The organism is Faecalibacterium sp. OF03-6AC, assembly GCF_003478175.1.
Classification (GTDB): Bacteria; Bacillota; Clostridia; order Oscillospirales; family Ruminococcaceae; genus Faecalibacterium; species Faecalibacterium taiwanense.
In genome coordinates this window covers 44211-68246 of the sequence record NZ_QUEN01000002.1, presented here as the reverse complement: position 1 = coordinate 68246, position 24036 = coordinate 44211, and the positions used below count along the sequence as shown (strand labels likewise).

35 protein-coding genes are annotated in these 24036 nt (G+C 57.9%); 1 reads left to right on the top strand and 34 read right to left on the bottom strand.

What is annotated here, in order from left to right:
• Positions 1 to 53: 53 nt before the first annotated feature.
• Positions 54 to 1211, top strand: a complete 1158-nt coding sequence (locus DXA66_RS02505) for a trigger factor (RefSeq protein ID WP_243089014.1) — start codon at positions 54 to 56, stop codon at positions 1209 to 1211.
• Positions 1212 to 1483: 272 nt separating this feature from the next.
• On the opposite strand, the gene DXA66_RS02500 is transcribed toward DXA66_RS02505, so the two are convergent.
• From DXA66_RS02500 to rpsC, 34 genes are all read right to left on the bottom strand, one after another.
• Entirely contained in the window at positions 1484 to 2131 is a 648-nt protein-coding gene (locus DXA66_RS02500) for a hypothetical protein (RefSeq protein ID WP_118526593.1), read from the bottom strand.
• A 79-nt stretch (positions 2132 to 2210) separates the two neighbouring features.
• Positions 2211 to 2810, bottom strand: a complete 600-nt coding sequence (gene pgsA, locus DXA66_RS02495; protein WP_118526591.1) for a CDP-diacylglycerol--glycerol-3-phosphate 3-phosphatidyltransferase — start codon at positions 2808 to 2810, stop codon at positions 2211 to 2213.
• A gap of 18 nt (positions 2811 to 2828) precedes the next feature.
• Entirely contained in the window at positions 2829 to 4154 is a 1326-nt protein-coding gene (rimO, locus tag DXA66_RS02490; RefSeq protein WP_118526589.1) for a 30S ribosomal protein S12 methylthiotransferase RimO, read from the bottom strand.
• A 38-nt stretch (positions 4155 to 4192) separates the two neighbouring features.
• Positions 4193 to 4702 carry a regulatory protein RecX gene (locus DXA66_RS02485; RefSeq protein WP_118526587.1) on the bottom strand — a complete coding sequence of 170 codons (510 nt, stop codon included), beginning with the start codon at positions 4700 to 4702 and terminating at the stop codon, positions 4193 to 4195.
• Positions 4703 to 5884 carry a recombinase RecA gene (recA, locus tag DXA66_RS02480; protein ID WP_118526585.1) on the bottom strand — a complete coding sequence of 394 codons (1182 nt, stop codon included), beginning with the start codon at positions 5882 to 5884 and terminating at the stop codon, positions 4703 to 4705.
• A gap of 117 nt (positions 5885 to 6001) precedes the next feature.
• Complete coding sequence (locus DXA66_RS02475; protein WP_118526583.1) at positions 6002 to 6976, bottom strand: HemK/PrmC family methyltransferase; 975 nt, start codon at positions 6974 to 6976, stop codon at positions 6002 to 6004.
• Positions 6970 to 7917 carry a DUF1385 domain-containing protein gene (locus DXA66_RS02470; RefSeq protein ID WP_005937952.1) on the bottom strand — a complete coding sequence of 316 codons (948 nt, stop codon included), beginning with the start codon at positions 7915 to 7917 and terminating at the stop codon, positions 6970 to 6972. Before DXA66_RS02470 ends, DXA66_RS02475 begins: the two co-directional genes overlap by 7 nt.
• 62 nt (positions 7918 to 7979) lie before the next feature.
• Complete coding sequence (locus DXA66_RS02465) at positions 7980 to 9404, bottom strand: HAMP domain-containing sensor histidine kinase (RefSeq protein ID WP_097777147.1); 1425 nt, start codon at positions 9402 to 9404, stop codon at positions 7980 to 7982.
• Positions 9401 to 10108, bottom strand: a complete 708-nt coding sequence (locus tag DXA66_RS02460; RefSeq protein WP_005937958.1) for a response regulator transcription factor — start codon at positions 10106 to 10108, stop codon at positions 9401 to 9403. The genes DXA66_RS02465 and DXA66_RS02460 overlap by 4 nt, the downstream gene beginning before the upstream one ends.
• 18 nt (positions 10109 to 10126) lie before the next feature.
• Complete coding sequence (locus DXA66_RS02455; RefSeq protein WP_223388546.1) at positions 10127 to 11434, bottom strand: hypothetical protein; 1308 nt, start codon at positions 11432 to 11434, stop codon at positions 10127 to 10129.
• Between the two features lie 175 nt (positions 11435 to 11609).
• The gene (gene rplQ / locus DXA66_RS02450) at positions 11610 to 11951 is read right to left on the bottom strand and encodes a 50S ribosomal protein L17 (RefSeq protein WP_005921819.1); all 342 of its coding nucleotides are present in this window, start codon (positions 11949 to 11951) and stop codon (positions 11610 to 11612) included.
• A 23-nt stretch (positions 11952 to 11974) separates the two neighbouring features.
• Entirely contained in the window at positions 11975 to 12934 is a 960-nt protein-coding gene (locus tag DXA66_RS02445) for a DNA-directed RNA polymerase subunit alpha (protein ID WP_044953267.1), read from the bottom strand.
• Positions 12935 to 13047: 113 nt separating this feature from the next.
• Positions 13048 to 13650, bottom strand: a complete 603-nt coding sequence (rpsD, locus tag DXA66_RS02440) for a 30S ribosomal protein S4 (RefSeq protein ID WP_005937973.1) — start codon at positions 13648 to 13650, stop codon at positions 13048 to 13050.
• Between the two features lie 20 nt (positions 13651 to 13670).
• Positions 13671 to 14081 (bottom strand): 30S ribosomal protein S11, encoded by a 411-nt coding sequence (rpsK, locus tag DXA66_RS02435; protein WP_005934894.1) that lies wholly within the window; start codon positions 14079 to 14081, stop codon positions 13671 to 13673.
• Between the two features lie 14 nt (positions 14082 to 14095).
• On the bottom strand, positions 14096 to 14467 hold the full coding sequence (gene rpsM, locus DXA66_RS02430) for a 30S ribosomal protein S13 (RefSeq protein ID WP_005937976.1): 372 nt from the start codon (positions 14465 to 14467) through the stop codon (positions 14096 to 14098).
• An 82-nt stretch (positions 14468 to 14549) separates the two neighbouring features.
• Positions 14550 to 14663, bottom strand: a complete 114-nt coding sequence (rpmJ, locus tag DXA66_RS02425; protein ID WP_005921832.1) for a 50S ribosomal protein L36 — start codon at positions 14661 to 14663, stop codon at positions 14550 to 14552.
• 35 nt (positions 14664 to 14698) lie between these two features.
• Positions 14699 to 14950: a translation initiation factor IF-1 gene (gene infA / locus DXA66_RS02420; RefSeq protein ID WP_005937979.1), complete on the bottom strand. Its 252-nt coding sequence runs from the start codon at positions 14948 to 14950 to the stop codon at positions 14699 to 14701.
• Between the two features lie 517 nt (positions 14951 to 15467).
• Positions 15468 to 16259, bottom strand: coding sequence for a type I methionyl aminopeptidase (map, locus tag DXA66_RS02415; RefSeq protein ID WP_097777145.1), 792 nt, complete (start codon positions 16257 to 16259; stop codon positions 15468 to 15470).
• A 2-nt stretch (positions 16260 to 16261) separates the two neighbouring features.
• Positions 16262 to 16894, bottom strand: a complete 633-nt coding sequence (locus tag DXA66_RS02410) for an adenylate kinase (protein ID WP_005937991.1) — start codon at positions 16892 to 16894, stop codon at positions 16262 to 16264.
• A gap of 114 nt (positions 16895 to 17008) precedes the next feature.
• Entirely contained in the window at positions 17009 to 18304 is a 1296-nt protein-coding gene (gene secY, locus DXA66_RS02405) for a preprotein translocase subunit SecY (RefSeq protein WP_005937994.1), read from the bottom strand.
• Position 18305: 1 nt separating this feature from the next.
• Entirely contained in the window at positions 18306 to 18746 is a 441-nt protein-coding gene (gene rplO, locus DXA66_RS02400; protein WP_005934902.1) for a 50S ribosomal protein L15, read from the bottom strand.
• Positions 18747 to 18766: 20 nt separating this feature from the next.
• A complete protein-coding gene (gene rpmD / locus DXA66_RS02395) occupies positions 18767 to 18952 on the bottom strand; it encodes a 50S ribosomal protein L30 (protein WP_005934904.1) in 186 nt (61 codons plus the stop codon).
• A gap of 14 nt (positions 18953 to 18966) precedes the next feature.
• Entirely contained in the window at positions 18967 to 19467 is a 501-nt protein-coding gene (rpsE, locus tag DXA66_RS02390; RefSeq protein ID WP_005937997.1) for a 30S ribosomal protein S5, read from the bottom strand.
• A gap of 19 nt (positions 19468 to 19486) precedes the next feature.
• Entirely contained in the window at positions 19487 to 19846 is a 360-nt protein-coding gene (rplR, locus tag DXA66_RS02385; RefSeq protein ID WP_005938000.1) for a 50S ribosomal protein L18, read from the bottom strand.
• Positions 19847 to 19864: 18 nt separating this feature from the next.
• A complete protein-coding gene (rplF, locus tag DXA66_RS02380; protein WP_005938003.1) occupies positions 19865 to 20416 on the bottom strand; it encodes a 50S ribosomal protein L6 in 552 nt (183 codons plus the stop codon).
• Between the two features lie 17 nt (positions 20417 to 20433).
• A complete protein-coding gene (gene rpsH, locus DXA66_RS02375) occupies positions 20434 to 20832 on the bottom strand; it encodes a 30S ribosomal protein S8 (RefSeq protein WP_005938007.1) in 399 nt (132 codons plus the stop codon).
• A gap of 110 nt (positions 20833 to 20942) precedes the next feature.
• The gene (locus DXA66_RS02370; protein WP_005921866.1) at positions 20943 to 21128 is read right to left on the bottom strand and encodes a type Z 30S ribosomal protein S14; all 186 of its coding nucleotides are present in this window, start codon (positions 21126 to 21128) and stop codon (positions 20943 to 20945) included.
• Positions 21129 to 21145: 17 nt separating this feature from the next.
• A complete protein-coding gene (gene rplE / locus DXA66_RS02365; protein ID WP_005938011.1) occupies positions 21146 to 21691 on the bottom strand; it encodes a 50S ribosomal protein L5 in 546 nt (181 codons plus the stop codon).
• A 17-nt stretch (positions 21692 to 21708) separates the two neighbouring features.
• Entirely contained in the window at positions 21709 to 22023 is a 315-nt protein-coding gene (rplX, locus tag DXA66_RS02360) for a 50S ribosomal protein L24 (RefSeq protein WP_005934911.1), read from the bottom strand.
• Between the two features lie 13 nt (positions 22024 to 22036).
• On the bottom strand, positions 22037 to 22405 hold the full coding sequence (gene rplN, locus DXA66_RS02355; protein ID WP_005938014.1) for a 50S ribosomal protein L14: 369 nt from the start codon (positions 22403 to 22405) through the stop codon (positions 22037 to 22039).
• Between the two features lie 41 nt (positions 22406 to 22446).
• Positions 22447 to 22704, bottom strand: coding sequence for a 30S ribosomal protein S17 (rpsQ, locus tag DXA66_RS02350; protein WP_005938017.1), 258 nt, complete (start codon positions 22702 to 22704; stop codon positions 22447 to 22449).
• A 12-nt stretch (positions 22705 to 22716) separates the two neighbouring features.
• A complete protein-coding gene (gene rpmC, locus DXA66_RS02345) occupies positions 22717 to 22902 on the bottom strand; it encodes a 50S ribosomal protein L29 (RefSeq protein WP_005921879.1) in 186 nt (61 codons plus the stop codon).
• The gene (rplP, locus tag DXA66_RS02340; RefSeq protein WP_097774397.1) at positions 22892 to 23332 is read right to left on the bottom strand and encodes a 50S ribosomal protein L16; all 441 of its coding nucleotides are present in this window, start codon (positions 23330 to 23332) and stop codon (positions 22892 to 22894) included. The genes rpmC and rplP overlap by 11 nt, the downstream gene beginning before the upstream one ends.
• On the bottom strand, positions 23332 to 24036 hold the full coding sequence (gene rpsC, locus DXA66_RS02335; RefSeq protein ID WP_005938023.1) for a 30S ribosomal protein S3: 705 nt from the start codon (positions 24034 to 24036) through the stop codon (positions 23332 to 23334). The genes rplP and rpsC overlap by 1 nt, the downstream gene beginning before the upstream one ends.

Sequence of the window (24036 nt, the reverse complement as noted above, 5' to 3'; positions counted from 1 at the left end):
CCTGTACCGGTCTTTTGCTGTGCATCAGGCCGATTTTTATGGAGGTATTTCTTTTGAAAAACAACACCAAAAAACTCCTGTGCATCCTGCTGGCCATCGCCGCAGTGGTGTGCGTCATTTTTGCCTGTTTCATGCTGACAAAGCACAAGCAGACCGACAGCGCTTCTTCGGCTGCCGCATCCGTCTCGCAGTTTGGCTCTGTTGCCGACTTCGACTACGAGGCCTTTGATTACAGCGATGGTCTGGACGAAAACGGCTATTGGAGCGGCATCAAAGCGCTGGACTATGTGACCCTGCCGGAGGACTTCGGCTCCATCGCCCTGAAGGAGAACGACCTGACCCCCACCGAAGATGAACTGCAGCAGCAGGTGGACAACCTGCTGAACCAGTACACCTCTTCCCAGCCCGTTACCGGCCGTGCCGCCCAGAGCGGAGATGTTGCCAACATCGATTACACCGGCACCGTGGACGGCGTGGCCTTTACCGGCGGCACTGCCACCGGCTACGACCTGACCCTTGGCAGCGGTTCCTTCATCGATGGCTTTGAGGACCAGATCATCGGGCACAATGTGGGCGATACCTTTGATGTGACCGTCACCTTCCCGGACGGCTACGGCGATTCCACCGATGCCGAGGGCAACACGATCACCCTCAGCGGCAAGGAAGCCGTGTTCAGCGTGACCCTGAACTCCATTTCCGAAAGCGTGACCCCCGAGCTGACCGACGAGTGGGTGGACTCCAACTTTGGCACCAGCGATGATCTGCACACCGCCGACCAGTTGCGCAGCTACTTTAACGATGCGCTGTATGCCACCAACTATGAGAACGCCATCGTGGACTACCTGATGGCCAATTCCACCTTCAAGGAGCTGCCCAGCGAGATCACCAGCTATTACATCCGCATGTTCCTGAACTACTACAACCAGTACGCCACCGCCTACGGCATGGATCTGAATGCTTTTGCCCAGACGCAGGGCTACACCGATGCCGATGCCATGCTGGCCGCATCCGACGCTTACTTTGAGCATCTGGCAAAGCAGGACCTGATCTTTCAGGCCGTGGCCGAGACCAAGAGCCTTGCTCCCACGCAGGAAGAACTGGACGATGCCGAGAGCACCTATGCCGACACCTACGGTGAGAACCGTGCGCACCTGAACGCCCTGCAGTCCTGTGTGCTGGACTGGCTGGAAGAGAATTCCACCGTAGCGTAAAAACACAAGAACCATTTAGAATGCCCTCCGCTTTGCTCTGGGCATATTCAGAGGATAATTTATCTTTAATTTGCAGCTCCGAAAAGCCTGCGGGCTTTTCGGAGCTGCTTTTTCACAGGAAGGGCCGGAGCTTTCAGATGCTGTTTTTCTTTGCGGCCCCTTCTGTGAAAAATGCAATACCGGACAGACCGCAGTCTGTCCGGTATTGCTCTAATAAAAAATAGTATTTCCGCTATTTATGCCCAGAGCGAAGCGGAGGGCATTTCAGATCGTCAGGCTTTTTCTTTCTTCCCGCCGTTCAGCTTCCAGAGCAGCCAAGCATAGAAGTAATTCATCAGCAGGATGGCGATGCACCACAGCACCGATGCCTGCACGCTCTGGTCATACACCTTCATAAAGGGATACGGCCCATCCACCACGCGCTGGATGTTCAGCCACAAAATGATGCCGCCATACAGCACCGTGGGCAGCAGCGCCCACTTGACCGTGCTGCGGGGCAGGCGCGGTGAGCGCTCCAGCAGCACAAAGGAGAAGATGGCCGCCAGCGGGTTGAGCAGGTGATGGTACAGCATGGAGCTGGTGCACAGCATGATGTACCAGCCGTTTCCGTCCTCATACATGGGGCCCAGCACGAACACCACCGTGAGAAAGGTCATGGTCAGGCAGCAGGTGGCGATATACTTGAGGGTGTGCAGCCAGCGCGGCAGTTCCCTGCCGGTAAAGATGCACACCAGCTGGCCCACCGCCACCATGGCGCAGATGCAGGCCGAAAGGATGTTGGAATCCTCGGTGTAAAAAATGAACATCTGCTCTTTGCCCCAATCCCAGCTCATGGGCAGGGCAATGGGCTCCGCCCAGACGATGAACAGGTTCAGCACGATGGAGAGCAGGCGGCGCGCCGTATCAGCAAATTTTTTCATGGAAAGCCTTTCCGTCTTGTAATATTTCCTCGAAAATTTGAAAAAGGGCAGGTCTCCCTGCCCTTTTTCAAAAAACGCTTTATTTTGCGGTGTTGATGAAGCTGCGGTTGTCCCACAGGTATTTGATGCCGGAAATGGCCGTCACGGCAGCCACCAGCCAGCACAGCACCACCGAGGCTCCCACAACCATGACCGTGGCATCCCAGGACACATTCGCCGCAATCGCCATGCCAAAGAAGTAGAAGATGATGCTCAGCATCTGCAGCACGGTCTTCACCTTGCCCCACATGTTGGCGGCGATCACCTTGCCGTCCTTTGCGCCGGCAGCCACCATGCGCAGGCCGGACACAGCAAATTCGCGGGCCAGAATGATGCACAGCACCACCGGGCTGCACACGCCGTCCCGCATCATGTAGATGAAGGCCACGGTGGTCAGCAGCTTGTCGGCCAGCGGGTCGGCAAACTTGCCGAAATCGGTCACCATGTTCCACTTGCGGGCCAGATGGCCGTCCAGAAAATCAGTAAAGCTGGCGGCAGCAAAGACGATGCCTGCGATCAGGTAATACGTCGGCTGGAAGGAGCCATCCGCGATGCCGCTCAGACCGGTCAGGGACGCAAAGATCATGAACACGGGCACCAGCAGGATGCGGGTCAGGGTAAGTTTATTGGGCAGATTCATACAGATTCCTCCAATTTGTTATTTTGCAACAGTGCCATACAGATCGTAAAGGTCGCTGTCGTCCACCAGAACATCGTAGAACTGGCCGGGGTACAGCGGCTCCTCGCTGGAAACGCACACATTGCCGTCCACCTCAGGAGCATCGCCAGTGGTGCGGCACAGGTACAGACCGCTCTCCTCGTCGATGCCGTCGCAAAGTACATGCACGGTCTGGCCCACCTTTTCGGCCTGCTTCTGGGCCATGATGCCGGTCTGGATCTGCATCACCAGTTCGGCGCGCTTGTCCTTGACTTCCTGCTCGATCTGGCCGTCCATCTTGGCAGCAACGGTGTTCTCCTCGGCAGAATAGGCAAAGCAGCCCAGACGATCAAACTTTACTTCCTTGACAAAATTGCACAGATCCTCGAACTGCTCCTCGGTCTCGCCGGGGAAGCCTGCGATCAGAGTGGTGCGCAGGGTGATGCCGGGGATCTCGCGGCGCAGCTTGCCGATCACCTCCAGCAGCTCGGCGCGGTTGGAGCGGCGGTTCATATTCTTGAGGATGGTGTCATTGCAGTGCTGGATGGGCAGATCGAGATAGGGCACCACCTTCTCATTGCGCTTCATGGCGGCAATGAACTCATCCGTGATGCGCTCCGGGTAAGCGTACATAATGCGGATCCACTCGAGGCCCGGCACCTTGTTCAGCTTATCCAGCAGCTCGCAGATGCTGCCAGGCTTGCCCCAGTCCTCGCCGTAAGCGGTGGGGTCCTGTGCGACCACGATCAGCTCTTTCACGCCCTCACCGGCCAGCCAGCGGGCTTCGGCCACGCAGTCGGCCATATCGCGGCTGTGCAGCGGGCCGCGGATGCCGGGGATGGCGCAGTAGTGGCAGCGGTTGTTGCAGCCTTCAGCGATCTTTAAGTACGCATAGTGGGCAGGCGTGCCGATGACACGCTTGCCGCCCAGCGGAAAGTCCTTTTTGGCACCGTAGCTTTCCAGATGGTCCTCACCATGGAACAGGCGGTCCACGATGGTGTCGATGGCCTTGTTGGAGGCACAGCCCACCACCGCGTCCACCTCGGGGATCTCTTCCTCGATCTGGCTGCGGTAGCGCTCGGCAAGACAGCCGGTGACGATGACCTTCAGCTCCGGGTTCTGCTGCTTGTAGGAGCAGGCTTCCAGAATGTTTTCAATGGCTTCGGTCTTGGCGCTCTCGATGAAGCCGCAGGTGTTCACAAGGATCACATCTGCTTCGGCCAGATCGGCCACGGTCTCGTGGCCGGCAGACAGCAGGATGTGCACCATCACATCCAGATCGACCTGATTCTTGGGGCAGCCAAGGGAAATACACGCAATTTTCATAGGGGATGATACTCTCTTTCTCTTTTGAGGGGTGCTTTTTATTCTTCTTCCGCTCTTTTTATCGCTTCTTTTATGACCGAATACGCAAAGCCGCGGCGCTGCAGGGCGGCCACCACAAGGTCGCGGCGGCCATCGGCCAGCTTTTTCATGTAGCGGCTGTGCACCAGAGCGGCGGCAGCTTCCAGCTCCGGGCTTTCGCCGTCTGTGTCCGGGGCATAGACGCTTTCCAGCGCCTGCTCGATCTGCGCGCCGGAAAGTCCCTTCTGCCGCAGGTTCTGGGCCGCCGCACGGCGGCTCTTGCGGGCGGCAAGCAGGCTGTGTGCCCGGGCTTCGGCATAGCGGTCATCGTTTACGTAATCCAGCTCCACCATCTCAGCCACAGCAGCCGCTGCAGCCTGCTCGGTAAAGCCATAGCACAGCCGTTCATACAGCTGTGCCGAGGACATCTCGCGCGAGGCCAGCGCATCCAGTGCGCGGGCGCGGGCCTTGGCCGGGTCGGCGCACTTTTCTTCTTCCTGCTTCGGGCGGCGGCGTTTATAAAAGGACATTTAGTCCTCCACCATGATATCCAGTTCGCTCTCGCTGCTGCGGGCAGGAGCCTTGACCACCGGCTCCTTGGCATCTGCAGCCTTGGCGGGTTCCTCGGCCTTGGCCGCAGCGCCCTTGCCTGCCGGGCGGCGGGATGCGTACAGCTTATCGGCATTGGCGCGGATCTGGCCCTCGATGTCGTTTGCGATCTCGGGATTGTCCTTCAGGAACTGCTTTGCGTTGTCACGGCCCTGACCCAGACGGACATCGCCATAGTTGAACCATGCGCCGCTCTTCTGCACGATGCCCAGCTTCACACCCACATCAATGAGTTCGCTCATCTTGGAAATGCCCTCGCCGAACATGATATCGAACTCTGCCTCACGGAACGGAGGTGCCACCTTGTTCTTGACGATCTTGGCGCGGGTGTGGTTGCCGATGAACTGGCCGGAGGAGTCCTTCAGGCCCTCCACGCGGCGGATGTCGATGCGCACCGAGGCGTAATATTTCAGGGCGCGGCCGCCGGTGGTGACCTCCGGGTTGCCGTACATCACGCCCACTTTTTCACGCAGCTGGTTGATGAAGACGCAGACCGTGTTGGTCTTGCCGATGACCGAAGTCAGCTTGCGCATGGCCTGACTCATCAGGCGGGCCTGCAGGCCCACATGGCTGTCGCCCATTTCGCCCTCGATCTCAGCCCTCGGCACCATGGCGGCAACCGAGTCCACCACGATGGCATCGATGGCACCGGAGCGCACCAGTGCTTCGCAGATCTCCATGGCCTGCTCGCCGGTGTCCGGCTGGCTGACCAGCAGATTGTTGATATCCACGCCCAGCGCTTCGGCATAGGTGGGGTCCAGTGCGTGCTCCACGTCAATGAAGGCCACTTCGCCGCCCTGCTTCTGGGCTTCGGCCAGGATGTGCAGAGCCAGCGTGGTCTTACCACTGGATTCCGGGCCGTACACCTCAATGATGCGGCCGCGGGGCACACCGCCCACGCCCAGAGCCAGATCCAGACCCAGACTGCCGGTGGAAATGGCATCCACCTGCATGGAGGCGTTATCCCCCAGCTTCATCACGGCACCCTTGCCGAACTGCTTTTCGATCTGGGCCAGCGCAGTGGCCAGCGCATCCTTTTTGGCCTCCGGCTCGGTCTTTTTGGTCGCCGGGGCAACGGTGTTGTTGTTCTGATTTTTTGCCATAGCGTGCTGCTCCTTTTCTTCCTGCTGCCCGCCGTGCGCGGGCTGTCCGTATACTTTCCAGTATAGTATACCACAAAATCAAAATATTACAACGAGAAGTTGTTTCTGTTTTCACTTTTATTTTTCGGGTCTGTGGGCGATCATGCACCGGTCATTGCCGCCAAAATCCTTGCGGCACTCAATGTCTGCCCAGCCGTTTGCAGCCAGCAGTGCCGCCACAGCCTGCCGCTGCTGCCAGCCGATCTCCAGCACCAGTGCGCCGCCGGGCCGCAGTGCATTCTGGTAATGCTCTGCAAGGGCACGGTAGAACACAAGGCCGTCCTTTCCTGCTTCCAGCGCCATGGCCGGTTCCTGCGCCACCTCGGGCTGCAGATGCCGCATCTCCTCGGCGGTGAGGTAGGGCGGGTTGGATACGATCAGATCAAGCTGCCCTTCCGGCAGGCCCTGCCAGTAGGTGAACAGGTCGCCTTCCACCGGCTGCACCGCATAGGCTGGCTTTGCCTTTGCGCGCAGAGCGTTCAGCGCCGGCCCCCAGTCAAAGGCCGGGACATCTGCCTGCTCAAACGCGGTAGGCTCCAGCAAGTCCTCCGTCTGCCCGCCCTGCCCTTTCAGGGCGCAGCGGCAGTTCTTTTCCAGATAAACAAAGGCTTCCGGGCTTTTTTCCACGCAGGTCACCTGCGCCGCCGGGCAGAAGCGCTTGACGCCCAGCCCCAGACAGCCGGTCCCCGCGCAGAGATCCAGCACCCGGGGCGCGGCAATGCCCGTCAGGGAATTGGCAGCCGCTTCCGCTACCACCTCAGTGTCTGCCCGGGGGCAAAGCACACCGGGGCCAACGGCAAGGTCAAAATCCAGAAAGCTCCAGATCCCGCACAGGTATTGCAGCGGTTCCCGCTGCTCACGGCGCGTGCAGAGGGCTTCCAGCTTTTCCGCTTCCTCCGTGGTCAGCACCCGGTCGGAAAGGCGGGCATCCCGCCCGGCTGCCACGCGGAACAGCTCCCGTGCATCGTAATCGGCATCCGGACACCCTGCAGCGGAAAGCCGGGCTTCCACGGCCCGCACCGCTTCGCGCGGGGGCAAACCAGCAATTACCATCTTCCATCCTCCGGGTCCTCGGGCAGCACAGGGGTCACAGCGGCAATGGCCACCTCGATCATGCTGTCGTCCGGTTCAAACACGGTCAGGTGCTGCACCCAGATACCGGGCTGGCGGATGATGCGGGTGGCGATGTTGTCCGACCGGCCGCACCACTTGAGCAGCTCATAGCTGATGCCCATGACCAGCGGCAGAAGCAGCAGCTTGAACAGCACCCGCAGACCGATGCTGCCCCACGGCAGCACGCTGTAGAGGAACACGCTGACGATGACCACCAGAATGAGGAAACTGGTGCCGCAGCGCGGATGGAACCGAGTGTACTTGCGCACATTCTCCACGGTCAGCTCATCACCGGCCTCATAGCAGGCAATGGTCTTGTGCTCGGCACCGTGGTACTCAAACACGCGGTGGATCTCCTTCATCTTGGAGATGGCCACCATATAGGTGAGGAAGATGCCAACTTTCAGCACCGCTTCCAGCACCACCTTGGCCCAGCGACCCAATGTCACAAAGTGGTTCACGCCGCCCACGATGAGGGTGGGCAGCACGGTGAACAGCAAAATCGCCAGCAGGCCGCCCAGTACGGCAGCACAGGCCAGCAGTGCGTCCTCTGCCTTTTTGCCCAAGTGGTCGCCCACCCATTTTTCAAAGGCAGTCTCTTCCTCTTCGGGGTCGTAGTCGTCACCCATGCTCACCTGAGCCGAGTACATCATGTAGCGGTAGCCCACGATCAGGCTTTCGATCATGGAGATGGCACCGCGCACCAGCGGGATCTTTGTCCAGATGCCGTGGTTCTTCACAGGGTCGATCTTGGTCTCAATGGTGCCGTCCGGCTTGCGCACGGCGCAGCAGATGAGCTTCGGGCCGCGCATCATGATGCCTTCCATCAGCGCCTGCCCGCCGACGCTGGTCTTGAAACGTTCCTTTTTGGGTTGATTCATTGGGTTCTCCTATCGGATCATATTTTTCCCGGTTATTTTACCACAGAATTGTGACAAAATCTTCACGCCTTATGGTACAGCGGCAAGCCCAGTGTGACCACTGTGCCGCGGCCCAGCGTGCTCTTGATGTCCATGGTGCCGTCCAGTGCAGTCATGATGGAATCCACCAGCGCAAGGCCGATGCCGCTGCCCCGCACCGAATTACTGCCCTTGTAGAACTTGGTCTTGACATTCTCAAGGTCTTCCGGCGGGATGCCGCGGCCCTGATCGATGATCTCCGCAAAAGCCTTGTATTCGCCCGCCCACAGTTTGACCGTGATGCGCCCGCCGGGGGCCGAGTACTTGATGGCGTTGTCCATGATATTGATGAACACCTGCCGCAGACGGTCCGGGTCGGCATAGACCGGGATCATCTCCTCCGGCTCGGTGTAGCTGAGCACAAGGCCCTCGCGCTGGATGCGTGCTTCACAGAACAGCACCGCATCGGTCAGCTCTGCCACAAGGTCCAGCGGGCGGCAGTCCATACGGATGCGGCCGTTCTGCAGACGGCTGAAATCCAGCAGCTCTTCCACCATGTTGTACAGGCGGCCCGTCTCATTGTTGATGATCTCAAGGCCCTTGCGGTAGTTCTCATCTGCCGGGTCGTCCAGTGTGCGCAGGGTCTCCACCCAGCCCCGGATGGAGGTGAGCGGCGTGCGCAGCTCGTGAGAGACGGAACTGATGAACTCGTTCTTCATCTTCTCGGTCTCTTCCAGCCCTTCGGCCATCTGGTTGATGGTGCCGCGCAGGCGGTCCACCTCGTCGTGCTCGTTGCCAGTGACCGGCAGGCGCACATCCAGCTCACCCCGGGCGATGCTGGCTGCGGTGCGCTCTACCTGCCCCAGCGGCACCACGATGCTGCGGATGAAGTACAGGCCGGACATCACGGTGAAAGCAAGGATCACCGCCGCGATCACAACACTTACCGCGATGGCGTTCTTGATCTGCGCTCCCACAAGGGTCAGGCTGGTGACAAGACGCATCGCCGCCACATCCTCGGCGGCATAGGGCACCAGATAACAGGCCGCCATCACCAGCTCGCCGGACTGGGTGCGGTAGACCGCCACACCAAGGCCGTCAGAAGCCTCCTGCGCCTGCTCAAAGTCGGTGCCGGTCACAATGCCGTCCGCATTTGTGCCGCTGGAGGACGCAATGACCCCGCCATAGCTGTCCAGCAGCATGAACTCGTATTTGTCCTTATCGGCAAACTGCTCCACCATGCGGCGCAGGGCCACGCTGCGGGTAGCCGCCGTGCTCTGCACCGTATCGCCGGTGTACATTTTCAGCTGGCCGGACACCGAAGAGAACCGCCGGTACATGGTCTGCTGCACGCTGTTATAATAGCTGCGTGTGTAGTTGTACAGGAACATGGTTTCGGCCAGCAGCACCAGCAGCACGGTGATGAGCAGATTGCCCCGCAGCCACCGGCGGGTGATCCCGCTTCTCATTCTTCCCATCTGTAGCCGTAGCCCCACACAGTAAGGATATGGGTGGGATGGCTGGGTTCATCCTCCACCTTCATGCGCAGACGGCGGATGTTCACATCCACGATCTTCACGTCACCAAAATAGTTCTCGCCCCAGACACCCTTCAAGATCTTCTCGCGCACCAGCGCAATGCCGGGGTTGCGGAAGAACAGCTCCATGATCTGGAATTCCACCTGCGTCAGCTCGATGGGCTGGCCTGCCTTGAGCAGCACGCGGCGGTTCTCGTCCAGCACAAATTCGCCGCTGGTGAGCATCCCCAGCGGGTTTTCCTTTTCTTTTTCGTCCCCGCCTGCAGTACGGCCGACGCGGCGGCACAGCGCTTTCACACGGGCCAGCAGTTCGCTTACGCTGAAAGGCTTGGTCATATAGTCATCGGCACCAATAGAAAGGCCGCGGATCTTGTCCTGCTCCTGTCCCTTGGCGCTGAGGATGATAATGCCGATCTTCTGATCGGTGCGGCGGATGGTCTCGCACAGGGAGAAGCCGTTCATGCCCGGCAGCATCACATCCAGAATGGCCGCATCGCAGCCCGGCTTCTTCTCCAGCAGCGGCAGAGCCGCCTCGGCGCTTTCGGCCTCCACAGCCTCCATGCCCGCAAGGCGCAGGTTCAGCGCGATCATCTCGCGGATGTTGGCTTCATCTTCAACGACAAGCACTCGTACCATGAACTGTTCCTCCGTTCTTTAGTTGAGCAGATACAGCGCCTTGGACAGGCGGTAATTTTTATCACGGATCTCCACATCCGGGGCAAGCTTCGCCTGCATCTGGCGGGATGCCACGATGCCAAGGCGGGTCCAGCCCTTCAGGCTGGAGGTGGTGCGCACCAGACGCAGGGTCATTACCAGCTGGTCTTCGTCCACCGTGCGCAGCTCCACTGCGCCATCATATTGTTCGCTGTCGGTCAGTTTGAGGTTGCCCTCCCACTCCATGGGCAGCTCGATATAGCAGTTGGTCTCTTCGTCCAGCAGCCCGAAGCTTTTTTCCGGGTGCGGGCTGGTATAGTCCATCCACACGATAAAATCCATGCGGCGGCTCTGGCTCATGTTCAGCAGGCCCGCTTCGTCCGGCTGGGTGGGGATCTCCACGATGCCGTCGCCGTCCAGATCCTGACTGACCAGACTGGGCACATTGCGCAGGGAAGCGGTGTAAAGCTTTTCGGTGCTGATCTGATCGGCAGGCACCATCTGCTGCGTGTCCTCGTCAAAACGCAGCAGCACGCTGGCCAGATTGTTGCCGGAAATGCCGGTCCAGCCATCCAGCACCAGATAATGCCTGCCGTCCGCACCCACACCCGCCGCCACCGAGGCGCAGCCGGCGAACCGATTGGCGGAAAGGCCCATAACAGCCACCTGCTGGAAGCTGCCCTCTTTATCCACGGTCAGCAGTTCGATCTGCACGCCGCCGTCCTCCAGCGTAGACATCAGGATCAGGTCCTGATTGCCGCCGCCAGTGATATCCTCCACCAGATACTGCTGGTACTGCTGCTCCAGGATCGTGGAAAGCACGCCGTCGGTGTAGGAATACACAGCCAGATAATGGTCGCCCTGTGCCGCTGTATAACCCACCACCAGTTGGGTGGCATCGCCGGGCTGCAGCTGGGCCAGCCCCACCGACTCTACCGTGTCTGCAAGGCCCTCTACGTTCTGGCGCACATGCCAGATGTCGGCATCATCCTTCTGCAGGATGGCAATGCACACGTTGGAGCTTTGGGCGGTGGTGTAAAGCACGGCGGCATCCTGCCTGCCGTCACCGTCCAGATCCTGCAGCAGGAAAGGCGAAAGCAGGTCGCCCTGCATGGGATATTTGAGCTGTGCGCTCTCCCCCAGCCAGTCGTTCAGGGCAGTCTGCACATCGCCGTAATCACCGGAAAGCTTGGGCGCACGCAGAAGCTCTTCCACCTGCACCTGTTCACCGGGCATGCTGCAGCCTGCCAGAAGCAGGCACAGCAGCACGCAAGCCAACCACCGGCCAAAATGATTCGGATGTTTCAACCGCTGCGCCTCCTCTGTGTGGAAAACTTGTCCGGCCAAAGGCCGAAAACATGCTATTGTCAGTATACCACGGGCCGGGCGCAATGCCAACACCTGAAAATGAGAAAGCAAAAAAGAGACTACCGTACAAAATACGATAGTCTCTTAAAAAACTGTTATAAACAGTCAGAGCAGATCAGACCAGCTCCAGAACTGCCATCTCAGCTGCGTCGCCGCGGCGAGCGCCGATCTTGATGATGCGGGTGTAGCCGCCGTTGCGGTCAGCGTACTTGGGGCTGATCTCATCAAACAGCTTCTTTGCAACATCTTCCTTGGTGATGTAGGCATAAACCTGACGCTTGGTGTGCAGGTCGCTTGCCTTGCCAAGGCTGATCATCTTCTCGGCCATGGAACGAACGTCCTTAGCGCGAGTGACAGTGGTCTCAATCTTGCCATTCTCTAACAGGTAGGTAACCATAGCGCGCATCATAGCGTTGCGGCTGTCGCTGGTTCTACCGAGCTTTCTGGTACCGGGCATCCCGTTTCACTCCTTAATTATTTTTAGTTATCGTCATCCGTGTTCAGCTTGAAGCCCAAAGAGTCCAGCTTTGCCATGACCTCTTCCAGGCTCTTGCGACCGAGGTTGCGGACCTTCATCATCTCGTCCTCGCTCTTGCTGACCAGATCTTCCACCGTGTTGATGCCTGCGCGCTTCAGGCAGTTGAAGGAACGCACGCTCAGATCCAGCTCTTCAATGGTCATTTCCAGAGCCTTTTCCTTGTCGTCGTTGGTCTTCTCCACCATGATCTCAGCGCCGGCTGCCTCATCGGACAGGTTGACGAACAGGTTCAGGTGCTCGGTCAGCACACGGGCAGCCAGAGAAACGGCTTCCTGCGCATTGATCGTGCCATCGGTCCAAACCTCAATGGTCAGCTTGTCATAATCGATCGCCTGGCCAACACGGGTGCTCTCGACGTTGTAGTTCACCTTGAGCACAGGGGTGTAAATGCTGTCAACGGGAAGAGTGTTGATATCGTTCTTCTCGATGATAGCCTGTTTGTTGCGCTCTGCGGGCACATAGCCGCGGCCCTTATCGAAGGTCAGCTCCATGACGAGCTTGCCGCCCTCGCCCAGGGTTGCGATGTGCCACTCAGGGTTCAGAATTTCGATGTCGTCGCCCTGCTTGATGTTGTCAGCGGTGACCTCACAGGGGCCGACTGCCTCAACACGCACTGTCTTCGGACCATCGGTGTACAGCTTTGCAGCAATACCCTTCAGGTTCAGGACAATTTCGGTAACGTCTTCCTTGACGCCCTCAATGGTGGAGAACTCGTGAACCACGCCATCAATCTTGACGCTGGTCACGGCGACACCGGGCAGAGAGGAAAGAAGCACACGACGCAGGCTATTGCCCAGTGTGATGCCAAAGCCACGCTCCAGCGGTTCTGCCACGAATTTGCCGTAGCGGCCGTCCGGGGACAGGCTTGCCGTTTCGATTTTGGGACGTTCAATCTCCATCATATCTATGCCCTCCTTGTCAAACCGGCGCTGCCGCCGGCCCATTATTAAATTCTTTCAAAGAAAAGAATGCGAAAGTGAGCCGTCCACGGGGAAGGCCCAGCCTTCTTAATGGATTACTTGGAGTACAGCTCGACGATGAGGTGCTCTGCGACTTCGTAGTCGATATCGCTGCGCTCGGGCAGCTTTGCGACAACACCCTTCAGAGAACCGGTCTCACGGTTCAGCCATGCGGGCAGAGCAACAACGGGAGCCTCGGGGCCGGTCAGCTTTGCAAACTTTGCAGAGCTGCGGCTGGACTCGCGCACTTCGATCACGTCGCCAGCCTTCACCTGATAAGAAGGAATGTTGACCTTCTTGCCGTTGACGGTGAAGTGAGCGTGGGACACCAGCTGACGAGCATCGCGGCGGGTCTGAGCAAAGCCCAGACGGAACACGACGTTGTCCAGACGGCACTCCATGATCTGCAGCAGGTTCTCACCAGTCTTGCCGGGGCGGGCCTCAGCACGCAGGTAAGCATTGTGGAACTGCTTTTCCAGAACGCCGTAGATAAACTTGACCTTCTGCTTCTCCTTCAGCTGAGATGCGTACTCAGACTGCTTCTTGCGCATGTTGCCATTGGAGTTGCGGGTGGTATTCTTCTTTGCATAGCCCATGACCGCAGGAGAAATGCCCAGGGCCTTGCAACGCTTTGCGATAGGCTGCGTATTCTTTGCCATAATTCAATTTCCTCCTTCGATCAGACACGACGGCGCTTCGGGGGACGGCAGCCATTGTGGGGGATGGGAGTCACGTCCTTGATCAGGGTGACTTCCAGGCCGGTAGCCTGCAGCGCACGAATAGCGGACTCACGGCCAGCGCCGGGGCCCTTGACGTAGACCTCAACGGTCTTCATGCCATGCTCGATAGCAACCTTGGCTGCGGTCTCAGCAGCAGACTGGGCTGCGAACGGAGTGCTCTTACGGCTGCCGCGGAAGTTCAGGGAGCCGGAGGAGCACCAGGACACTGCATTACCCTGCAGGTCGGTGATGGTGACAACAGTATTGTTGAAGGTAGACTGGATATGAGCCTGACCAGCAGCAATGTTCTTGCGCTCTTTGCGCTTCATGCGGACATTAGCGCCCTTCTTGGCATTATTTGCACTTGCCATTTCTCAAATCCTCCTTACTTCTTCTTGTTAGCGACAGTGCGCTTGGGACCCTTGCAGGTACGTGCATTGGTCTTGGTACGCTGGCCGCGGCAGGGCAGATTCTTGCGATGGCGGGTGCCACGGAAGGACTGGATCTCAACCAGGCGCTTGATGTCCAGAGCAACGTTGCGGCGCAGGTCGCCTTCAACGATGATGTTAGCCTGATCGATGTAGTCACGGATCTTAGCCTCTTCTTCCAGAGTCAGGTCCTTGACGCGGGTATCGGGGTTGATGCCAGTTGCTTCCAGGATCTTGTTAGCAGTGGTCTGGCCGATACCATAAACGTAGGTGAGACCCACCTGAACGCGCTTCTCGCGGGGCAGGTCAACGCCGGCAATACGTGCCATAGTAGTTTCCTCCAAAAATCATCCCATGTCAGTGTCGGGGTCTGCGCCGGGACTCTACGCACTTGACCCCCAGGCGCCCGAATTAGCCCTGGCGCTGCTTATGCTTGGGGTTCTGGCAGATGACCATCACGCGGCCTTTGCGGCGGATGACCTTGCACTTTTCGCAGATGGGTTTCACGGAAGGCTTGACCTTCATGATGTTGAACCTCCTTTTGGTTGATACCCTGGTGCTTATTTGGAGCGCCAGGTGATGCGGCCCTTAGAAAGATCATAGGGCGACATTTCCACGGTAACCTTGTCCCCGGGCAGGATACGGATGAAATTGGTCCGCAGCTTGCCGGAGATGTGCGCTAAGAGGATGTGACCGCTGGGAGTGAGCTTCCCGGTGTTCTTATCCTCGCTCAACATTTCCACCTTAAAGATGGCGTTGGGCATGGCTTCACGCACAATGCCTTCGATCTCGATAACGTCTTCCTTAGACAAGCTATTTGCCTCCTCATTGGATCTGCTCAGTTTGTCGTTGAACCTGAACCGGTGCCTTTGCCTTGGAACCCTGAAAGCGCCGCGGTTTTCACGTGCCTGCGCCCGTTTGACCGCAGCTTGCCGCTTCAGCGTTCTCCAGTTCCAGTGCCGGTCCACAGACGGACAGGCGGCGATGATCGCCACATACTTCATCTTTCGCGGCACAAAATCCGCAAAACGGGCAGAAAATCCCTGTCCGCCGAGGAAGTATCTGGCTTCCACAGCCATTTATAGATTATACACCTTTTGTTGTCAATTTGCAAGAGGTTTTTTCCGTATTTCCGATAAAAAATTCTCGAAATTCAAAAGCTGCCCTTTCTCTCCCCGGTCTTGGTTTTTCTCCACCGCAAAGATGAAACTTTTTCACCAAAAGTTGTCATAATTGCACAAACAGCAGGTCTGTCCCTGCAAAAACGCCGCCTGCGGCGGAGCATTTCTGCTCTTCACAGGCGGCGCTTCTCATATTTCAGGGATTAGCTTACTTCAGGCTGAACTTTTCCGGGTCAAAATCCGGGTCATCCCAGAAGCGGGTCATGATCTCAGTGTGATCCTTCAGGATCGCATTGGAGTGCTCAAAGTGCGCAGCCAGACCACCGTCCTTGGTCTTGACGGTCCAGCCGTCCTTGGACTGGGTGATCTTGCAGTCGTACTGGCAGATCATGGGCTCAATGGCAATGGTCATGCCGGGCACAAGGCGCGGGCCGCGGCCCTGATGACCGTAGTTGGGCACTTCCGGGTCCTCGTGCAGCTCACGGCCGGTGCCGTGGCCCACGAACTCGCGGACGACCGAGAAACCGGCATCCTCGCAGTAGCTCTGCACGGCATAGCCGATGTCGCCGATGCGGTTGCCGGCCACAGCCTGCTCGATGCCCTTATACAGAGCAGCCTTGGTCACGTCCAGCAGACGCTGTGCTTCCAGATCGACCTTACCCACCGCATAGGTGCAGGCATTGTCGCCATTGAAGCCGTCGATCTTTGCGCCGGTGTCGATGCTGACGATATCACCGGGACGAATGACGATGTCATGCGAAGGGATACCATGGATGATGGTATCGTTCAGGCTGATGCAGGCCGTGCCCGGAAAGCCATACAGACCCTTGAAATTGGGGGTTCCGCCGTGCTTCACGATGAAGTCGTAGATCAGCTTATCCAATTCCCATGTGGTCATACCTGCTTCGATATGCTCACCGCCGTACTTCAGGGCAGCTGCGCTCAGGGCATTTGCCTTGCGCATGCCGTCCAGCTCTTTCGCATTTTTGATCTGAATCACGATTATGCCTCCAAAGCTTTCATGACTTCAGCCGTGGTCTCCTCGATGGAGGGGCAGAACTTGATCTCTGCCAGCTTGCCGCGGGTACGGTAGAACTCCACCAGCGGCTCGGTCTGCTCATGATATGCTTTCAGACGATCCAGCACGGTGGCAGGCTGGTCGTCCTTGCGGATGACGGTCTTGCCGCCGCACAGGTCGCACACACCCTCGACCTTGCTCTTCTTGTTGACGATGTGGTAGCTTGCGCCGCACTTCTCGCAGACGCGGCGGCCGCTCATGCGGTCAACGATCACATTGTCCTCGACCTGCAGCTCCAGCACCTTGTCGATGCGGATGCCCATGGTCTCGATGGCCTCGGCCTGAGCGATGGTGCGGGGCACACCGTCCAGAATGAAGCCGTTTGCGCAGTCCGGCTGAGCCAGACGCTCTTTCAGGATGCCGATGATGACCTCATCGGGCACCAGAGCGCCAGCGTCCATAAAGCTCTTTGCCTTCAGGCCCATCTCGGTGCCTTCCTTGACAGCAGCGCGCAGAATGTTGCCGGTGCTGATGGAGGGGATGTTCAGCTTGGCGCAGATGATCTCGGCCTGAGTGCCCTTACCAGCACCAGGTGCGCCCAACAGGATCAAATTCATAGGATCATTCCTTTCCTTTGTTAGAGGATGTAAACTCCAAAAAAGTAAAAAAGCACTGAAAAGTTCGAGCGTACTCTCCTTTCCAGTGCTTTCTCACATCTTAATTATTGTGGATCAACCAAGGAAGCCCTTGTGGTTGCGCATCGTCATGAAGCTGTCGAGGCTGCGGGTGGTATCAAGTGCCACACCAACCACGATCAGCAGGCTGGTACCGCCCAGCTGGATGCTCATGCCGGTCAGGTTGCCCAGAATGATCGGCAGCACAGCCACCGCAGCCAGGAAGATGGCACCGATGAGGGTGATCTTGTTCAGGGTGCGGGTGATGAAATCGCTGGTCGGCTTGCCGGGACGGAAGCCGGGGATCGAGCCGTTGTTGCGGCGCAGATTGTTGGCGATCTCAACAGGGTTGTACTGGATGGCCACATAGAAGTAGTTGAATGCCAGAATCAGCAGCAGGTAGATCACAACGTACAGCCAGGAGGTGTAGTTGAAGGTGTGGAAGAATGCATACCACACCGGGTGTGCCTGCTGGTCGATCTGCAGGAAGCTGCCGATGGTGCCCGGGATGGACACCAGAGCCGAAGCGAAGATGATGGGCATAACGCCGCTCATGTTCAGCTTCAGGGGCAGATAGCTGTTCTGACCGCCCATCTGCTTGCGGCCTACCACGCGCTTTGCGTACTGAATGGTGATGCGGCGCTCTGCGTTGGTCATGACGACCACGAAGACCACAGCCACCAGTGCCAGCACGATCAGCAGCGGCAGGAAGAAGTAGTACTGAGGCTTGCCGGACGCTGCCTGAGTCAGCAGACCCTTGACAGAGGTGTACAGCGAAGACCAGTTGGAGACGATCGAAGCAAAGATGATGAGCGAGACACCGTTGCCGATGCCCTTGTCATCGATCTGCTCACCGCACCATGTGATCAGCTGTGCGCCGGCCACAAAGGTTGCGATGATGACGATGGCGGCAAAGATGCCGGCACCGCCGGAAACATACTTCAGTGCGCCCATATTGCGGATCACGAAGTAGTAGCCGATGCTCATGATCAGAGCGACCACAGCACCTGCGTACCGGTTGATCTGCTGCAGCTTCTGCTGGCCGTCGGCTTCCTTTGCCAGATTTTCCAGCGCGGGAATTGCCACGGTGAGCAGCTGCACAATAATGGAGGCGTTGATATAGGGTGTCACACCTAACGCGAAGAGCGTGCAACGGGCCAGAGCACCACCGCTCATCATGTTCAGATAGGAGAGCATGTCGCCGTTTGCGAACATCTGCGTCAGCGCAGAGCCGGAAACGAACGGAACGGGGATGGCACAGCCCAGACGGTACACCACGAGGATCGCCAGCGTGAACAGGAGACGATTTTTAAGCTCGGGGATCTTCCATGCGTTACGGAATGTCTGGAACACCTTACATCACCTCAGCCTTTCCGCCTGCCTTCTCGATTTTCTCTTTGGCAGAAGCGGAATAGGCTGCGGCCTTCACGGTCAGAGCCTTGGTCAGCTCGCCGTTGCCCAGAACCTTAACGCCGTCCAGGGTCTTCTTGACCAGACCCTTTGCCTTCAGAGCCTCGGTATCGACGACATCGCCGGCATTGAAAGCAGCTTCCAGATCAGCCACGTTGACGATGGCGTACTGGGTAGCAAAGATGTTGTTAAAGCCAACCTTGGGCAGGCGGCGTGCCAGAGGCATCTGGCCGCCCTCGAAACCAGCGTGCTTCACGCCGGAACGGGCCTTCTGGCCCTTGCTGCCGAAGCCGGCAGTCTTGCCATTGCCGGAGCCAATGCCGCGGCCCTTACGGGTCACAGCCTTGTTTGCGCCGGGAATCGCGTGCAATTCATGAAGTTTCATTATGCGTATACCCCCTGCTATTAGGCTTCGGTGACGCTGAGCATAAAGCCGATCTTTGCGATCTTGCCCTGCGTAGCGGCATTGTCAGGCTGAACGGTAACGTCGCCCGGCTTCTTCAGGCCCAGAGCCTCAGCGGTAGCGATCTGCTTAGCGCCGCGGCCAATCAGGCTCTTCTTCAGCTCGATCTTGAGCATCTTATCTGCCATGGTTTGTTACCTCCTTAACCCAGAATTTCTTTCACGGTCTTGCCGCGCTTCTCAGCGACAGACTCAGCGCTGACCAGGCCGCACAGACCTGCGAAGGTAGCAGAAACAACGTTGATGGGGTTGTTGGAACGCATAGACTTCGCACGGATGTCCTTGATGCCAGCAGCCTCAATGACGGCACGCACAGGGCCGCCGGCGATCATACCGGTACCAGGTGCAGCCGGCTTGAGCAGAACGGCGCCTGCGCCGTACTTGCCGACGATCTCGTGGGGGATGGTGGTGCCCTTCAGGGCAACCTTGTGCATGTTCTTCTTAGCAGCAGCTTCGCCCTTGCGGATTGCCTCAGGCACTTCGCCGGACTTGCCGATGCCGTAACCGATGGTGCCCTTGCCGTCGCCCACGACAACCAGAGCGGCAAACTTCATGATGCGGCCGCCCTTGACAGTCTTGGAAACGCGGTTGATGGAGACAACCTTGGTGATCATGCCGTCGTCTTCACGGTTTCTCATAGCCATAATGTGTTTCCTCCTCTCATTACAGCTTCAGGCCGCCCTCACGGGCGCCATCAGCCAGGGCCTTAACACGGCCATGATAAACGTAGCCACCACGGTCGAACACGACCTCGGTGATGCCCTTTTCCAGAGCCTTTGCTGCGATCTTCTTGCCGATCTCAGCAGCGGCCTCGACGTTGCCGCCGTTGCCGTTGAAGTCCTTGTCCATAGTAGAAGCCGACACCAGAGTCACGCCCTGCTCATCATCGATGATCTGAGCGTAAATGTGCTTGGCGGAGCGGAAAACATCCAGGCGAGGACGTGCTGCGGTGCCGCTAATCTTGTTACGAACGCGGCGATGACGACGAAGACGAGCTTCGTTCTTGTCGATCTGCTTAACCATTGTCTTTCACTCCTTACCTTATTTCTTGCCCTTGCCGGCCTTGCCTTCTTTGTGCTTGACAACCTCGCCCTCGTAGCGGATGCCCTTGCCCTTGTAAGGCTCGGGCGGCTTCTTGGCGCGGATCTCGGCAGCATACTGGCCGACCTTCTGCTTGTCAATACCGGTAACGGTGAAGTGGTTGGGATCCTGCCACACGATGGTGCAGTCCTCAGTATCAGGAATGTTCACCTGATGAGAGAAGCCCAGGTTCATGACCAGGTTGGAGCCCTGCTTCTGGCAGCGCAGACCAACGCCCACGATCTCCAGCTTCTTCTCGTAGCCGTTCACAACACCGTTCACCATGTTGGCGATGTTGGTACGGGTCAGGCCGTGCAGGCTGCGGGCCTGGGGTTCGTCATTGGGGCGAGTAACCAGAACTTCATTGCCCTCGACCTTGACGGTCATCAGGGGATGATAGTTGGAATTCAGGCTGCCCTTGGGGCCCTTGACGGCGACGTGATGTGCTGCCTCATCGACAGTGACAGTAACGCCGGCAGGAATGACGATGGGTTTTCTTCCAATTCTCGACATTGTCTTTTACCCCTTTCTTACCACACGTAGGCCAGGACTTCGCCGCCGACGTGTGCAGCACGTGCAGCCTTATCAGTCATGATGCCCTTAGAGGTGGAAATGATTGCGGTGCCCAGGCCCTTCATGACCTTGGGCATATCCTCGCAGTTGGTGTAGATGCGCAGGCCGGGCTTGGACACGCGGCGCAGACCAGCGATAACGGGCTCGCCGTTAGCCTGATACTTCAGGGTGACAACGATGGTGCCCTGAACGGTGTCGTTCTTGACCTGCATGCCCTTGATGTAGCCCTCGTCAACCAGAATCTGGCAGATAGCCTTCTTCATGTTGGAAGCGGGGATCTCCACAGAAGGGTGTTTGGCAGTGCTAGCGTTGCGGATGCGAGTCAGCAGGTCCGCGATAGGATCAGTAATCTGCATTTGCCACTAACCTCCTTAGATTAGCTCTCGTTTGTTTTATAATGATACCGCCCCGAAACATCGTTGCCCCGGGGCGGATATCCGACAAATTATCCGGCCCTCTGGCTTGATTACCAGGAAGCCTTCTTCACGCCCGGGATCTCGCCCTTGTAGGCCAGCTCACGGAAGCACACACGGCACACGCCGTACTTGCGCAGCACGGAGTGGGGACGGCCGCAGATGCGGCAGCGGGTGTATGCACGGGTAGAGAACTTAGCAGGACGAGACTGCTTCAGCTTCATAGACAGTTTAGCCATTGTAGAAATCTCCTCCCTTAGTTGTTCTCTGCGAACGGAGCGCCCAGAGCCTTCAGCAGCTCCTTGCCCTCTTCGTCAGTCTTGGCAGTGGTGACAAAGCAGACATCCATGCCGCGGACTGCATCGACCTTCTCGAAGTCGATCTCGGGGAAGATGATCTGCTCCTTGATGCCGCATGCAAAGTTGCCGCGGCCATCAAAACCGTTGCCGTTGATGCCGCGGAAGTCGCGGACACGGGGCAGTGCGATGTTGAAGAAGCGATCGACGAACTCATACATACGCTCACCGCGCAGGGTGACCTTGCAGCCGATGGGAGTGCCCTGGCGCAGCTTGAAGTTAGCAACGCTCTTCTTGGCACGGCAGACGACTGCCTTCTGGCCAGTGATCTGGCCCAGATCCTTCATGACAGCTTCCAGGATCTTCTCGTTGTCCTTGGCTTCGCCGCAGGCAACGTTGATGACGACCTTGTCCAGCTTGGGGATCTGCATGACGCTCTTGTAACCGAACTTGGAGTTCAGAGCAGGAGCAATTTCATTGACATACTGTTCTTTCAAACGAGCCATTGTTCCTTACTCCTTTCTTACAGCTCAGCGCCGCACTTCTTGCAGACGCGAACCATCTTGCCGTCCTTCTCGACGTGGCCCACACGCACGGCCTTGCCGCACTTGGGGCAAATGGGCATGACCTTGGATGCGTACATAGCACCCTCAGCCTTGACGATGCCGCCCTGCTCGCCCTGACGACGAGGCTTGACGTGCTTGGTAACCATGTTCTGGCCCTCAACGATGACCTTGTTCTCAGAGGGGCTGACCTGCAGGACCTTACCAGTGTGGCCCTTGTCCTTGCCGCTGATGATCATAACGTTGTCGCCGGTTTTAACATGAAGATTATTCATTTTTAAAACCTCCTTACAGCGATTCCGGAGCCAGGCTCAGGATCTTGGTGTAGCCGGCATCACGCAGCTCGCGAGCAACGGGTCCAAAGATACGGGTACCCTTGGGGCTCTTGTCGGCCATGACGATAACGGCGGCGTTCTCATCGAAACGGATGTAGGAGCCGTCGTCGCGGCGCACGCCATGCTTGCTGCGCACGATGACAGCCTTGACGACGTCGCCCTTCTTAACGGAGCCGCCGGGGGCTGCCTTCTTGACAGAGCAGACCACGACGTCACCAATGTTTGCGTATCTCTTGCGGGTGCCGCCCAGCACGCGGAAGCACATCAGCTCCTTGGCACCGGTGTTGTCGGCAACTTTGAGATAAGTTTGCATCTGAACCATATCAGATATCTCCTTTCAAACTGTTCAAAGCAGCGGGCAAATTACTTTGCCTTCTCAACGATACGGACCAGGCGCCAGCGCACATCCTTGGACAGGGGGCGGCACTCCATGATCTCAACACGGTCACCGATGCCGCACTCGTTCTGCTCATCACGAGCCTTGAACTTGGCGGTACGCTTCAGGATCTTCTTGTACAGGGGGTGCTGCACGCTATCCTTAACGGCAACCACGATGGTCTTATCCATCTTGTCGGACACGACGACGCCGACGCGGGTCTTTCTCAGATTACGTTCTTCCATCGTTTAACCTCCTTACTGCTTCTCAGCCAGAACGGTCATCACGCGGGCGATGTCCTTCTTGACTGCTTCGATGCGGCCGGGGTTCTCCAGCTGGTTGATGGCATGCTGGAAGCGCAGGTTAAACAGCTCGGCCTTCAGGTCTGCCAGCTTGCTGGTCAGCTCTGCGGTCTGCATTTCGCGGAGTTCATTAGCCTTCATTGGTGCCATCCTCCTTCACGGAGTCCTCACGGACAACAAATTTGCACTTGATGGGCAGCTTGTGCATAGCCAGACGCAGAGCCTCACGGGCAGTGGTCTCATCGACATCTGCCAGCTCGAACAGAACGCGGCCGGGCTTCACAACAGCGACCCAGTATTCGGGAGAGCCTTTACCGGAACCCATGCGGGTCTCAGCGGGCTTTTCAGTTACGGGCTTATCGGGGAAGATCTTGATCCACACCTTGCCGCCACGCTTGATGTAACGAGTCATGGCAACACGAGCAGCCTCGATCTGGGTGGAAGAGATCCATGCCGGCTCCAGAGCAACAAGGCCGTACTGGCCCTGGCACACCACGTTGCCGCGGGTAGCCTTACCGGTCATGCGGCCGCGCTGGACGCGGCGATACTTAACACGCTTAGGCAGTAACATTACTTGTTGCCTCCTTCCTTCTTCTGAGCGGTCTTAGCGCTCTTCAGGACTTCGCCCTTGTAGACCCACACCTTGACACCGATGCGGCCGTAGGTGGTAGCAGCCTCTGCAAAGCCGTAGTCAATGTCAGCACGCAGGGTCTGCAGGGGGATGGTGCCCTCGTGATAGCTCTCGGTACGAGCGATATCAGCGCCGCCCAGACGGCCGGAGCACATTGCCTTGATGCCCTTTGCGGGAACGGTTGCGCGATCGCGGGGGCTCATGGCATTGCGCATGCACTGCTTCATGGCACGGCGGAAGGTCACGCGGTTCTCCAGCTGACGAGCGATATCCTCAGCGACCAGCTGAGCGTTGGTAGCAGCGCTCTTGACCTCGATGACGTTGACGATGACAGTCTTGCCATACTCTTTGGTCAGCTTGTTCTGCAGAGCAACGCGCTCTTCGCCGCCCTTGCCGATGACCATGCCGGGCTTAGCGCAGTAGATGTTGACAGTTACGCGAGGAGCGGAAGTGGACGGGTCCACAGTACGCTCGATCTCGATCTTGGGCACACCAGCATCCTTCAGCTGAGCCTTCAGCTCAGTGCGGATCTTGTGGTCCTCGACGAGGTTATCGCTGAAATCCTTCTTGGAGGCAAACCAGCGGCTGTCCCAGTCTTTAATAACGCCGACACGAATGCCGTGCGGATTTACTTTCTGGCCCAT

Excerpts from the sequence above, each read along its gene's own strand:
- DXA66_RS02500 (WP_118526593.1), bottom strand. The coding sequence starts at position 2,131 with ATGAAAAAATTTGCTGATACGGCGCGCCGCCTGCTCTCCATCGTGCTG.
- pgsA (WP_118526591.1), bottom strand. The coding sequence starts at position 2,810 with ATGAATCTGCCCAATAAACTTACCCTGACCCGCATCCTGCTGGTGCCC.
- rimO (WP_118526589.1), bottom strand. The coding sequence starts at position 4,154 with ATGAAAATTGCGTGTATTTCCCTTGGCTGCCCCAAGAATCAGGTCGAT.
- DXA66_RS02485 (WP_118526587.1), bottom strand. The coding sequence starts at position 4,702 with ATGTCCTTTTATAAACGCCGCCGCCCGAAGCAGGAAGAAGAAAAGTGC.
- recA (WP_118526585.1), bottom strand. The coding sequence starts at position 5,884 with ATGGCAAAAAATCAGAACAACAACACCGTTGCCCCGGCGACCAAAAAG.
- DXA66_RS02475 (WP_118526583.1), bottom strand. The coding sequence starts at position 6,976 with ATGGTAATTGCTGGTTTGCCCCCGCGCGAAGCGGTGCGGGCCGTGGAA.
- DXA66_RS02470 (WP_005937952.1), bottom strand. The coding sequence starts at position 7,917 with ATGAATCAACCCAAAAAGGAACGTTTCAAGACCAGCGTCGGCGGGCAG.
- DXA66_RS02465 (WP_097777147.1), bottom strand. The coding sequence starts at position 9,404 with ATGAGAAGCGGGATCACCCGCCGGTGGCTGCGGGGCAATCTGCTCATC.
- DXA66_RS02460 (WP_005937958.1), bottom strand. The coding sequence starts at position 10,108 with ATGGTACGAGTGCTTGTCGTTGAAGATGAAGCCAACATCCGCGAGATG.
- rplQ (WP_005921819.1), bottom strand. The coding sequence starts at position 11,951 with ATGCCCGGTACCAGAAAGCTCGGTAGAACCAGCGACAGCCGCAACGCT.
- DXA66_RS02445 (WP_044953267.1), bottom strand. The coding sequence starts at position 12,934 with ATGATGGAGATTGAACGTCCCAAAATCGAAACGGCAAGCCTGTCCCCG.
- rpsD (WP_005937973.1), bottom strand. The coding sequence starts at position 13,650 with ATGGCAAAGAATACGCAGCCTATCGCAAAGCGTTGCAAGGCCCTGGGC.
- rpsK (WP_005934894.1), bottom strand. The coding sequence starts at position 14,081 with ATGGCAAGTGCAAATAATGCCAAGAAGGGCGCTAATGTCCGCATGAAG.
- rpsM (WP_005937976.1), bottom strand. The coding sequence starts at position 14,467 with ATGGCACGTATTGCCGGCGTTGACCTGCCCCGCGAGAAGCGCGTTCAG.
- rpmJ (WP_005921832.1), bottom strand. The coding sequence starts at position 14,663 with ATGAAGGTCAAGCCTTCCGTGAAACCCATCTGCGAAAAGTGCAAGGTC.
- DXA66_RS02410 (WP_005937991.1), bottom strand. The coding sequence starts at position 16,894 with ATGAATTTGATCCTGTTGGGCGCACCTGGTGCTGGTAAGGGCACTCAG.
- rplO (WP_005934902.1), bottom strand. The coding sequence starts at position 18,746 with ATGAAACTTCATGAATTGCACGCGATTCCCGGCGCAAACAAGGCTGTG.
- rpmD (WP_005934904.1), bottom strand. The coding sequence starts at position 18,952 with ATGGCAGATAAGATGCTCAAGATCGAGCTGAAGAAGAGCCTGATTGGC.
- rpsE (WP_005937997.1), bottom strand. The coding sequence starts at position 19,467 with ATGGCTATGAGAAACCGTGAAGACGACGGCATGATCACCAAGGTTGTC.
- rplR (WP_005938000.1), bottom strand. The coding sequence starts at position 19,846 with ATGGTTAAGCAGATCGACAAGAACGAAGCTCGTCTTCGTCGTCATCGC.
- rplF (WP_005938003.1), bottom strand. The coding sequence starts at position 20,416 with ATGTCGAGAATTGGAAGAAAACCCATCGTCATTCCTGCCGGCGTTACT.
- rpsH (WP_005938007.1), bottom strand. The coding sequence starts at position 20,832 with ATGCAGATTACTGATCCTATCGCGGACCTGCTGACTCGCATCCGCAAC.
- DXA66_RS02370 (WP_005921866.1), bottom strand. The coding sequence starts at position 21,128 with ATGGCTAAACTGTCTATGAAGCTGAAGCAGTCTCGTCCTGCTAAGTTC.
- rplE (WP_005938011.1), bottom strand. The coding sequence starts at position 21,691 with ATGGCTCGTTTGAAAGAACAGTATGTCAATGAAATTGCTCCTGCTCTG.
- rplX (WP_005934911.1), bottom strand. The coding sequence starts at position 22,023 with ATGAATAATCTTCATGTTAAAACCGGCGACAACGTTATGATCATCAGC.
- rplN (WP_005938014.1), bottom strand. The coding sequence starts at position 22,405 with ATGGTTCAGATGCAAACTTATCTCAAAGTTGCCGACAACACCGGTGCC.
- rpsQ (WP_005938017.1), bottom strand. The coding sequence starts at position 22,704 with ATGGAAGAACGTAATCTGAGAAAGACCCGCGTCGGCGTCGTCGTGTCC.
- rpmC (WP_005921879.1), bottom strand. The coding sequence starts at position 22,902 with ATGAAGGCTAATGAACTCCGCGAAATGCAGACCGCAGAGCTGACCAGC.
- rplP (WP_097774397.1), bottom strand. The coding sequence starts at position 23,332 with ATGTTACTGCCTAAGCGTGTTAAGTATCGCCGCGTCCAGCGCGGCCGC.
- rpsC (WP_005938023.1), bottom strand. The coding sequence starts at position 24,036 with ATGGGCCAGAAAGTAAATCCGCACGGCATTCGTGTCGGCGTTATTAAA.